Genomic DNA, 12,093 nt, shown 5'->3' with positions numbered 1-12,093 from the left:
CCTGGTCATTTATAGGTACAAAAATTTTTCCAGTCCTCATTCTATCATGCCCCTATTGATTACGCAAAAATGAAATTCTTTACTTAATAGAGTAAAAAGAGATTGCATCGGAAGGAAGTCCTAGGATACAATTTCTTATAGATGCAATAAGTAGGAACTTTGGGCAGGTTTTTCGACTTTTTTAGATAGAAATGCAGGAAATTTATACTATATTTTTACCTTTCCGGGGATGGGAAGATGGACGTCATGGTGTTTTTATAACAAAATACGGTGAAAATAGAGCTTTTTTATCGGCTGCATCCTGTGTTTTTCTATTTTTCGACATAATCCGACCTATGCTTCTTCTATACTCGGACTGTCGCATAGACGATGGCATCATCATGACAGAAGCTAGAAGCTATTTGTCCAATACATAACAGGGGGAACAACAATGAAAAAAGTATGGCAGGTGGTCATCGTAGATATCCACCCCACCAGCATGCTCGGTACAAAATTGATTTTGGAAGAGCAGCAAGATCTGACGGTACGTGGCATGACCTCGACCGGAACAGAAGGGCTCGATCTGGTGAATATGCACCAGCCTGATCTGATTCTGATGGATTATCGTCTTCCGGAGGGACCGGCCGATCAATATATTGCCCAGATGAAGAATCTGTCAGCTCACAGTCACATCATCATTCTGACGGATGAAGATAATGTGAAGCTGTTTCGTCATCTGATGAGTCTTGGTGCAAGCGGCATGTTATCCAAACAGGCTTCCCCTAGCCAGCTGATTCATCTGATCTCTGGGTTACGTGAGGGCCATGTGTCCATTCCATTGGCGTGGTTAAACAGTGCGGAGTGGGCGCAACCTGTGGAGTCTCCGACAGAATCACGTGTAATTGAATTAACAGAAACCGAAACTTTTATCATGGAAAGAATTGTTCAGGGTGTAACCTATGATAAAATAGCGAATGAGATCAACGTTAGCAGACGTTCCATTGATAATTACCTGCGTAAAATATACGTGAAGCTGGAAGTAAGCAGCAGAGCACAGGCCATTGAACGTTATGCCTTGCATGCAAGACAAGTGAAGACGGGATCCTGACGAATCGGGTTTGTTCTTCTTATTATCACAACTGGTCGGTATGCATCCGGTCATATTCGATGGCGAGCACGAATAGGTTGTAGGGCTGCGGACTGCGAGTACAGTTTCGGAATAGGGATGAAAGGGGAACGGATCGATGAAATATTTCTTTGCTTCCCGTACCAACAGGCTTTTGTCATCACCACTGAGGGATATACGTGAGATGTCTGGCAGAGATTATTTCATTTCTCTGGCAGAAGAATTGCCTGCGGAAGAGTTGTTTCCTTTCAAATTGTTGGAAGAAGCAGCGGTGTCTGTCTTTAGTTCAGGCCCCTCCGCATTGCAATATGGAGAGCCAGCAGGCTACACCCCCCTAAGAGAGTGGCTGAACAAGGACTGGAATGCACGCAAAGGCATACGAACGGTACCCGAGCAGATTCTGTTGACCACTGGTACCCAGCAGGCCATCGATCTCGTGATGCGTCTATTACTTGAGCCAGGAGATTCCGTACTGGTTGAACATCCCACATCTCCAGGCTGTCTTGAGGTTCTGGAAATGCAAGGAGCTAAGATTGTACCCGTAATGGGTGATCGGGATGGCATACTACCAGACCTTTTGGAGCATCACATGCAGCAGGTTAGACCGAAGCTGCTTTTTGCTGCACCCAGTTTCTCAAACCCGACAGGTGCTTTGTGGAGTATGGAGCGCCGGGAGGCTGTCCTTGAACTGTGCTCACGTTATGGTGTACTGCTAGTAGAAGATGATTCTTACGGTGAGCTTCATTTCGATGGCCTGGAGCCAACGGAATTCTATCGTAAATACCCTTCACTCTTTGCATTGGATACTGCAGATCAGGGTGGACATGTTCTATACATTGGTTCATTCAGCAAAACGGTAGCGCCCGCTCTTCGAACCGGATGGGCCGCGGGGCACCCGGCACTGATTCAGGCCATGGCCTCAGTTAAACGTATTGCCGATGGGCAGTCCAGCCCGATGAATCAGCGGCTGTTGTATCAATTGCTTGCCCAGTCCCCGTTTCGTTGGAGTGATCACCTGTCCATGTTGAATCGGGAGTATAAGACAAGACTCAAACTGATGCTTGAACTGTTGAAGAGACCAGGCTGGAAAGGGTGTCAATTCAACATTCCTGAGGGTGGGATGTATCTGTGGGTACAGTTGCCGGAAGGATTGGATAGTGGCGCTCTGCTTAAGGCTGCTCTGCCCAAAGGGGTATCTTTTCTGCCTGGATCGCTATGTTCTACAGGTGTACAGGATCAACGTTACATTCGATTAAATTTTAGCCATCCGGGTCGGGATGAACTGCTGCTCGGCATGAATCTGATCAGTGAAGCCATTTCCGAATTTACGGCTCGTAGCTAGAACAGATCCAAAATAGATTGTGGCAAAATTAAAATTGGTTCATGACCAAAGTGATTACGTTATTGCATCCACTAACATTTTTATATATAATATGAATTAATGAGTTGTTGGTTTCTTTATATAAGCTACAATGGTGGCCAGTTCAGAAAGAGCACTCATATATTTTATCTAACGGGGGAAAATTCAACATGTCTAATATTTTATTCGTTAAAGCAAATGACCGTCCTGCAGATCAAGCAGTCAGCGTTAAATTGTACGATGCATTCTTGAGCGCATACAAAGAGTCCCACCCAGGTGACACAGTTACTGAGTTGGATCTCTACAATACAGAATTCCCATTCTATGGTAACACTGCAATCACAGGTACGTACAAAGCAGCTAACGGTTTTGAACTGACAGCTGACGAGCAAAAAGCAGCTTCACTTGCAGCACAGCTTCAAGATCAATTCTTGGCAGCTGACAAAGTTGTATTTGCATTCCCGCTCTGGAACTTCACTGTTCCTGCACCATTGGTAAACTACATTGCTTACCTGAGCCAAGCTGGTAAAACATTCAAATACACTGCTGAAGGTCCTGTAGGACTTGCTGGCGACAAAAAAGTAGCTTTGCTTAACGCACGTGGTGGAGTGTACTCCGAAGGTCCAATGGCAGCTGCTGAAATGTCCCTGAACTTCCTGAAAACAGTTCTCGGCTTGTGGGGTATTCAAAGCCCTGAAGTGGTTATTGTTGAAGGACATAACGCTTCTGCAGATCGTGCTGAAGAGATTGTTACTGCCGGTCTGAAACTGGCTTCCGAAGTAGCAGCAAGCTTCTAATAACGATCTTCTATATGTAACACATAGAAACACCTGTTGTCTCCTCTGGAGATTACAGGTGTTTTTGCATTCTCATTTTCATATCACGTACTTGGAATGTTTCCATATCAGTTATGGCCTGTATTTTTCAAGTATTGCTCCGCGGTTTCAGCGATATGTGCAAGGTCGCCCTTATGTTCACCAGATACGGAATACGTTACATCAAGTTCATTAATGGTTCGTTCAATCATATCATTATCCTCAAGCATGTGTGCATGCTCGGTTAACGCTTGTACTCCCTTAATCGTCAGAATATATTTCCCTCGGGAGAGGCGTTCAAACCAGCCATAATAATTCTTTTGCAGAATCGCCGCGGCAGAACCTACACCCGTCTGTCTGGCGAGTGTGGCGGGAGAGGATTCTCCGTGCGTTCGCAGAGCAGATGCGACTCGTAAGGCCTTCTCACGATATGCCGTGACCAGCTGTCTGCGTGTGCTGCCTCCCGTATTATAATCACCGCTGCGTTCGTCGAATTCCTTAAGCAGACGTTTCCGCCGAACACCACTTTTGCGAGCAACCTGATTGCGGCCAGTGAGGGGAGTCTGGGCAGAAGGCTCGCATAATACATCAATTAAGGGAGGTTTGGTTTTGTAAAATGTGACCGTCAGCAGCCCCAGACCAAGCTGTCTGCATAATGCAGTCAGTTCGCTCCAGCGTTGGTTCACGGCTCCACGTTTGCTGCGATTGCGCTCGACGGCCAAATACACGAACGGGCTAAGCTTCAAGCGCTGCATGCCTTGCAACAACAGGGAGAGATTAAATGTTTTTTTCATCTCGACAATCAGTGGTTCCTCCTGATCCGATCTGACCCCTACGAGGTCACAATGTCTAACTTCCGCCTTTACGTCGAAGCCACGCTGCTCGAAGAAAGCCTTCACAGGCGAATATAATTCGGTTTCGTATTGGACTGCCATCGTTCGTGCTCCTTTCCCGAAGTAGTCAGAGTTCTGACCGCATTGTCCGTTTTCCTGAATTAGAACCCTCATTATATCATATTCGTTCTTTTTTTTCTGAACGCACAAGATGTCTGATAGAACAGGGAAAAGCCGAAATTCGAATCCGTGGATTGAAAAAAAGAGGTCAACTTATCCGAATTGCCGCATAGGTATGTAATACACTTTTCACAACAAAACAAGATGTTTGGACAGAGGGTGGCGGGACTTCACAGGACCGCAAGATTGGTATTCAAGCAGGAGCCGCAATTCTATTGATTTCTTCATACCATTCGGAATGGTTGACAATCACACTAAAGGAGCCATGGGAGGTACCAAGCATGAATATTTTTGAACGCGTTGCGGAACATCGGGCAGAGAGTGACCGTTTGACATGGAACGGAACATTTGAAGATTATATTGAACTGCTGAGAGAGGACCCGACTCCGGCAATGACGGCTCACGCCAGAGTGTATGAAATGATTGAATCGTTTGGCGTTGAAGAAGTAGGTGGACATAAGCGGTACAAGTTTTTTGAGCAGGAGATCTTTGGATTGGATCGATCCATTGAAAAGCTGGTTGAAGAATACTTTCACTCAGCAGCACGCCGCCTGGATGTACGTAAGCGGATCTTGCTGCTTATGGGTCCCGTAAGTGGAGGTAAATCGACGCTGGTGACGTTGCTGAAGCGGGGGCTTGAACAGTTCTCGCGGACAAAAAAAGGTGCTATCTATGCTATTGATGGATGCCCGATGCATGAGGAGCCACTGCATCTGATTCCATTGGAACTTCGTCCAGAAGTGGAAAAGGAAATTGGAGTCCGTATTGAAGGGAACCTTTGCCCATCTTGCCAAATGAGACTCCGTACCGAATATGGCGGTGATATCAGCAAGGTGCCTGTGGAACGGGTCATTGTTTCCGAGGATAATCGGGTGGGGATAGGAACATTCAGTCCTTCCGATCCGAAATCGCAGGATATTGCCGATCTGACGGGTAGCATCGACTTCTCCACCATTACCGAGTTTGGTTCTGAATCCGATCCACGTGCCTATCGTTTTGATGGAGAGTTGAACAAGGCGAACCGCGGATTGATGGAGTTCCAAGAGATGTTAAAATGTGATGAGAAATTTCTGTGGAATCTGTTGTCGCTTACACAGGAGGGGAATTTCAAAGCAGGACGTTTCGCCTTAATCAGTGCAGATGAGATGATTGTGGCGCACACGAATGAATCGGAGTATAAGTCTTTTATCTCCAACAAGAAGAATGAGGCACTGCAATCCCGGATGATTGTCATGCCGATTCCATACAACCTGAAAGTATCCGAGGAAGAGAAAATCTATGCCAAGCTCATTCAGCAAAGTGACATGAAGCATGTTCATATTGCACCGCATGCATTGCGGACTGCAGCCATTTTTTCCATACTTACCCGCTTGAAGGAAACGAAGAAACAAGGCATGGATCTCGTAAAAAAAATGCGGATGTATGACGGTGAAGAAGTGGAAGGTTATAAAGAAGCCGATCTGCGAGAGATGCAAAATGAGTATCTGGATGAAGGGATGTCCGGCATTGATCCGCGGTATGTCATCAACCGGATCTCCAGTGCTTTGATCAAGCAAAATCTTCAGTGCATTAACGCGTTGGACATTCTGCGGGCCATCAAGGACGGTCTGGACCAACATGCTTCCATTACGAAAGAAGAGCGGGAGCGTTATCTGAATTTTATTGCTCTTGCACGCAAGGAGTATGACGAACTGGCCAAGAAGGAAGTGCAGAAAGCATTTGTGTACTCATTCGAGGAGTCGGCGAGAACATTATTCGAGAACTATCTGGACAACATTGAAGCATTCTGCAACTGGTCCAAAATTCGTGATCCACTCACGGATGAAGAAATGGACCCGGATGAGCGTTTGATGCGTTCCATCGAGGAGCAGATCGGAATCTCCGAGAATGCAAAGAAAGCGTTCAGGGAAGAGATTCTAATCCGAATCTCGGCGTACTCCCGTAAGGAGCGCAAATTCGAGTACAGCAGCCATGACCGTCTGCGTGAAGCGATTGAGAAGAAGTTGTTTACAGATCTGAAAGACATCGTCAAGATTACAACCTCCACCAAAACACCAGATGCAACCCAATTGAAACGAATGAATGAAGTGATCAAACGCTTAATTGAAGAACATGGATATACCGCAGCCAGCGCTAATGAACTGTTACGCTATGTGGGCAGTCTGCTTAATCGCTAATCGGCAACGAACCATTCCGGATCAGGCTTCTGATGTCTGCTGTGAGGCTCCTTCACAGCAGAGTCAGGGCCTTTTTAGTTCCATAAGCATCTTATTAATCTGAAATACTGACAAATAAGGTTAATTTTACGGTGAATTAGTTCTAAAGGTGTATGTAAGTTTGGGTATTTTAGTCTATAATCAATACATATATTTACAATTTAAAGTAATGGTGTTTATTAAGGAGCTGACTGAACCAGATATGAGCAGTATTTCCGCAACAAGACAGAAGCAACTTGATTACATGGGATTAACCGCAAGAGATCTGGCACTGCTTGCCGATCATCGGCCTGTTTTTAAAAAAGTCGTGAATGAAGTGGTGGATCATTTCTACAATCATGTGGGGAATTATCCTGATCTGGTAGATCTGATTGCCCGATTCTCTACAATTGATCGTCTAAAGGAAACACAGAAGATGTACTGGTTATCGATGACGGATGGAATCGTGGACGACGCATATATTGAACAACGTATTGCGATTGGGCTTGTGCATTCCCGTATTGGCCTGTCCGAAGATTATTATCTGGGTACCTATATGGTATACCTTGATATTGCAACGAGCATATTCCAGCAGGTTATCCCTGATTCCTGGCATCTTGTCATTCAGGCGCTCAGTAAAATGTTTAATCTGGATTCACAGCTTGTCCTTGAGGCATATGAGAAGAAAGAAAAAGAAAAGTTACATCAGCTTGCCGATGATCAACAACATACTTTGCAGGCGATCACGCAAATTACCCAAGAGCTTACAGGCATGATCAGTGAACTGAATGAAAATGCGCTGGCTATCTCGAATGTGGCCAAAGAAACAGCTGCTTCTCAGGATCAGGCTCAAGTTCTGCTCACGGAGTTGACCGGGGAGATCCAGCAGATTGGAAAAATGGGTGAACTCATTCGCGAGATATCGGATCAGAGTCATCTTGTCGGACTGAATGCAGCGATTGAGGCTGCTCACGCAGGAGAGTTCGGTCGTGGCTTCGAGGTCGTCGCCAGTGAGGTGCGCAAGCTTGCAGCCAGTTCCCGGGATGCCCAAGGCAAAATTCAGTCCAATCTGGAGCAGATTATGAAAAAACTGAGCAGTGTGCAGCAAGAGTCGGATCATACGTCTCGTGGAGCACGTAGCCAAGCTTCACGCTCGGCTGAACTGGCTGTATTTGCAACAACAATGGAGAAACTGTCTCTGGATTTGAAGAATCTGGAACAACAGGAATAGACGTTAAAAGCAATAGGAACCTTCCATACCGTTTCAGGCTGTTTTAAGCTATAATGGGTAGACAAACCTGCCGATGTTATGGAAAATGCAGCCGGAGACAGGGGATTTGAAAGAGGTTGAGGTGATCAGATGGCTTCTATCCATGATGTGGCCAAGGAAGCGGGAGTATCTGTTGCAACCGTTTCCAAAGTGATAAACGATTATCCTGATGTAAGTGAAAAAACACGCAAAAAAGTCAATATAGCCATCGAATTATTGAAATATCAACCGAATGTGGTCGCACGTGGACTTGTAAAACGCCGTTCATGGACGGTAGGTGTATTGTTGACGGTCCCATTTACAAACCCTTTTGTGTCGGAATTGCTGGAAGGGATTAAGACTGCGCTGGAGAACAGTGGTTATGATCTGGTCCGGTTGTCTACACGATTCGATGATCCGACGTACTCGTTCATCAAACATTGCCGCAGTCGTAATGTGGATGGGGTGGTGGTATTCGGGGAAGGCAGAGATAACGCGAGTATTCAGGAACTGGTGGATGCAGAGATCCCAACGATGTTTATCGATACGGACCTGTTGGGCAAACGCGCCGGTTACATTACTACGGATAACGCAAACGGCATCTCCATGAGTGTCAAACATCTGTATGAGCTCGGACACCGCAAGATTGCTTATATCTCAGGGACACTCGGACCTGCCGTAGCTAATCTGCGATTGGAAGGATATCGGGAAGGACTGCGAGAATGCGGCATTCCATATTCTACGATATATCTGGAAGTTTGCGATTACTCATTCGACGGAGGAAGCAAGGCTGCCCGGCGATTGCTGGCACTTCAGGATCAACCGACGGGGATTGTCTGCGCATCAGACATGTCTGCCTTTGGGGCAATTCATGAAATTGAAAAGCATGGACTGAGTGTGCCAGAAGATATTTCTGTTGTCGGATTTGACAACACATATTATGCTGAAGTATTCAAACCGGGACTGACCACGGTGAATCAGAATATCTATTCGATTGGCATTAAGTCCATAGAATATCTGATTGCCATGATTGAGAATCCGTCTTATTCTCCACCCGTTGTGACGGAACCTTCCAATTTGGTCATCCGTCAGACGACAGCACCTTTAAAAGTGTAAAGACGTTGACACGGAGCACAGCGAACAAGCTGTGCTTTTTGTCGTTCTATATTATGGTGAAGATTTTAGAATAAGTCCTATAGTTTAACGGGTAAACAAAGTTTGCTGGCAATCGTATAATGAAAGTGCTTACAATTTCTGTTGAATAATGTCTATCCAATCCTGCCCAACGAACTTGTGAAGGGCGGACGTATGACAGAACAGAGGTTACTCTTCACAAACAACCAAGGAGGAGATCGGATGCATTTGAGAAAATGGTGGAGCTTGTGCTTGTCGGCTGTATTGATCTTCAGTTTGTTCCCGAGTGTGGGAACAGGAGGGGCACGTGCTCAAGCGGCTGCTAACGTTAAGACGGGCGATGATGAAGTGCTGTTCGAGGCTAACTTTGAAGATGGTGCGTTGGGACAATGGCGTCCACGGGCGAGTGAAAAGCTTGATATCGTAGCGCAAGGTCACGACAGCACACGCAGTCTGAGAACCTCTTCCCGTACCGAAACGTTCCATGGACCCTTAATTGAAGTAATGGACCATGTACAGAAGGGCAGCACGGTTCATATTTCGTTTTGGGCCATGTACGATGAAGGACCTGACAGTCAGGTCATTAACGGTTCACTGGAGAAAGAGTACAATAACGACGCTTCAACTCGTGAATATGCTACATTTGCCTCTGCAACCCTGAATAAAGGACAATGGAAAAAAATCGAGGCGGATGTGGTGATTCCAGGGGAAAATAGTGGCATCACCGGATTCCGGATGTATGCAGAGACACCCTGGAAGACGTCAGCGGAAGTGACGCCGGCCGATACAATTACTTTTTATGTGGATGATGTTCTGATTACCGAAGCCGAAAAAATTGAAATTGAGCCGAACATTCCGAATCTCGTGGATGTTGTGGGACAACATTATGCAATGGGAGCGGCGATCGATCAATCTGCACTGGATGCGGAAGATCCGCATTCCCAGTTGTTGACGAAACATTTTAACAGTATTACAGCCGGAAACTTTATGAAAATGGATGCGATGCAACCAACAGAAGGGCAATTTGTCTGGTCAGAGGCAGATCGTCTGGTGAACTTTGCCGAAGCCAATGACATGGAGGTCAGAGGACATACGCTGTTATGGCATAGTCAGGTGCCGGACTGGTTCTTTACCGATCCGAATGATGCTTCCAAACCTGCCACGCGGGAACAGCTGCTTGCACGGATGAAAACTCATATTCAGACCATCGTGACTCGTTACAAAGGAAAGGTTCATACATGGGATGTCGTCAATGAAGTCATCTCAGACGGAGGCGGCTTGCGGAATGGGGCCAGTAATTCCAAGTGGAAAGATATTATTGGCGATGTGGACGGCGACGGAGATGACAGTGATTACATTGAGCTGGCTTTCCGTTATGCACGTGAGGCTGACCCCGATGCTGTACTGGTGATTAATGACTATGGAATGGAGGGCAATGGAAACAAGGTGAATGATATGGTGAAGCTTGTAGAGAAGCTTCTTGCCAAAGGAACACCGATTGATGCCGTTGGATTCCAGATGCATGTGTCGATGTACGGACCGGATGTTAAGCTCATTCGTGAGGCTTTTGAGAAAGTGATCGCTCTTGGTGTGAACGTACAGGTTACAGAGCTGGACGTTTCGATCTATTCAAGTAATTCTGAACTGGAGATGCCTGTCACAGATGAATTAATGTTGCAGCAAGCTTATCGTTATCGTGAGCTGTTTGATCTGTTTGACGACCTGGGAAAGCGTGGTGTCATGGACAGTGTTACGGTCTGGGGACTTGCGGATGATGGTACATGGCTTGATAATCATCCAGTCAAAGGACGTAAAGATGCACCATTGCTGTTTGATCGTAAATTGAAGGCAAAACCGGCCTATTGGGCACTGGTGGATGCTACGACTCTCCCGATATATCGTAATGAGTGGAAAGCACTTAAGGCCAGCCCTACTTTTCCAAATCACAAAGGACAGGAAGATGTTCTATGGGGTGCTGTGAAAGGGCTTGGAATTAATCATCTGGCAGATGGTGTATCCGCAGTTACGGGTGAGGCCCGTGTAATGTGGGATGCCAAAAAGGTGAATTTACGAGTGGAAGTGAAGGACACCACACGTCGCAAAGGGGATCAGGTGCAGGTTTTCCTCGCGGAAGAAGTAAAGAGTACAGGCGCTGCCACTTCTGAAGCTGATCTAACTGCCAAGAAGAAAAATCCGCCGTCTGCAAATGGTCAATATACGTTCAAACGGGAAGGCGGTAAAGGCAAGGATAAAAATGTTTACAACGTACAGGAGACCAAAACAGGTTATGTTGTATATGCATCCCTGCCGATGTCAGCTGCTTTACTTGCCGAAGGCCAGGTCTTGTCTTTAGATTTTCGGATTACGGATGAATATGCTGCGGGCAAGACAGCTACCATCGTCTGGAATGATATTTCCAATCAACAGCCTGATAAACCAGCCAACCGGGGGAAACTGAAGCTGGGTTCTGTCTTGAAACAAACGAAGGTTACGTATGGCAAACCTGTAATTGATGCGAAAAAGGATGACGTATGGAAAAAGGCTGCATCTATTAAAACGGATGTCTGGGTCATCGGAAACTCAGGTGCAACGGCGACTGCACAGCTGTTATGGGATGAAAAATACCTGTACGTATTGGCAGATGTGAAAGATCCTCTGCGAAGCAAATTAAGTTCTAATGCACATGAGCAGGATTCTATCGAGATTTTTATTGACCAGAACAAAGATCAGACAACGTTCTATCAGGAGGATGACGCTCAGTACCGGGTTAACTTTGATAATGAGGCTTCTTTTGGAGGAAATGCACGGAAAGAAAGCTTCAAATCAGCTACACGATTAACAAGCGGAGGGTATACCGTTGAAGTGGCAATCCCACTAGATAGCGTTCGTGCTGAAGGGAACCGATGGATTGGATTCGATCTTCAAGTTAATGATGATGGCGCGGGGGATGGCAAGCGAAGCAGTGTGTCCATCTGGAGTGATTCATCAGGTAATTCTTATCAGGATACTTCCGGTTTTGGCAGTCTGTTACTGACTCGCAAATAGAATATTAAGCTGTGTATCAGGATATGAGAATGTCAGCTATTAAACCTCGTTTTTCTGGAAATAAGTGTTGATTTTAAAGGCTGGGACGTTTAGACTATATACATTCAAATAAACGGGTTCCAATGTATGACAACGGCTTCAACTGAGTCTGTGGTCACGAGTCAAATGATGCGGAGG

At 46.0% G+C, this 12,093-nt stretch carries 8 protein-coding genes; 7 read left to right on the top strand and 1 reads right to left on the bottom strand.

The window, feature by feature from the left end; all coding sequences use genetic code 11:
- The first annotated feature begins 430 nt into the window (after nt 1-430).
- From MKY73_RS20585 to MKY73_RS20575, 3 genes are all read left to right on the top strand, one after another.
- A complete protein-coding gene (locus tag MKY73_RS20585; RefSeq protein WP_339240900.1) occupies nt 431-1,087 on the top strand; it encodes a response regulator transcription factor in 657 nt (218 codons plus the stop codon).
- Nucleotides 1,088-1,223: 136 nt separating this feature from the next.
- Entirely contained in the window at nt 1,224-2,447 is a 1,224-nt protein-coding gene (locus tag MKY73_RS20580) for a PLP-dependent aminotransferase family protein (RefSeq protein WP_339303231.1), read from the top strand.
- Nucleotides 2,448-2,635: 188 nt separating this feature from the next.
- Nucleotides 2,636-3,262: an FMN-dependent NADH-azoreductase gene (locus MKY73_RS20575; protein ID WP_169478771.1), complete on the top strand. Its 627-nt coding sequence runs from the start codon at nt 2,636-2,638 to the stop codon at nt 3,260-3,262.
- A 107-nt stretch (nt 3,263-3,369) separates the two neighbouring features.
- Here the strand turns inward: MKY73_RS20575 and MKY73_RS20570 are convergent, their stop codons facing one another.
- A complete protein-coding gene (locus tag MKY73_RS20570; protein ID WP_339303230.1) occupies nt 3,370-4,215 on the bottom strand; it encodes a DUF2161 family putative PD-(D/E)XK-type phosphodiesterase in 846 nt (281 codons plus the stop codon).
- A 359-nt stretch (nt 4,216-4,574) separates the two neighbouring features.
- Between MKY73_RS20570 and MKY73_RS20565 the strand changes: the two genes are divergently transcribed.
- The 4 genes from MKY73_RS20565 (at nt 4,575) to MKY73_RS20550 (ending at nt 11,916) form a co-directional block, all read left to right on the top strand.
- On the top strand, nt 4,575-6,470 hold the full coding sequence (locus MKY73_RS20565; RefSeq protein WP_339260066.1) for a PrkA family serine protein kinase: 1,896 nt from the start codon (nt 4,575-4,577) through the stop codon (nt 6,468-6,470).
- Nucleotides 6,471-6,711: 241 nt separating this feature from the next.
- Nucleotides 6,712-7,719: a globin-coupled sensor protein gene (locus MKY73_RS20560; RefSeq protein ID WP_339260068.1), complete on the top strand. Its 1,008-nt coding sequence runs from the start codon at nt 6,712-6,714 to the stop codon at nt 7,717-7,719.
- A 129-nt stretch (nt 7,720-7,848) separates the two neighbouring features.
- On the top strand, nt 7,849-8,853 hold the full coding sequence (locus MKY73_RS20555; protein WP_339240906.1) for a LacI family DNA-binding transcriptional regulator: 1,005 nt from the start codon (nt 7,849-7,851) through the stop codon (nt 8,851-8,853).
- A gap of 240 nt (nt 8,854-9,093) precedes the next feature.
- Nucleotides 9,094-11,916, top strand: a complete 2,823-nt coding sequence (locus MKY73_RS20550) for an endo-1,4-beta-xylanase (RefSeq protein WP_339303229.1) — start codon at nt 9,094-9,096, stop codon at nt 11,914-11,916.
- The last annotated feature ends 177 nt before the right edge of the window (nt 11,917-12,093 follow it).

This window comes from Paenibacillus sp. FSL R5-0519 (assembly GCF_037974275.1).
Classification (GTDB): domain Bacteria; phylum Bacillota; class Bacilli; order Paenibacillales; family Paenibacillaceae; genus Paenibacillus.
The sequence above is the reverse complement of the archived record's forward strand: the minus strand, read 5'-3'. Positions and strand labels throughout refer to the sequence as shown.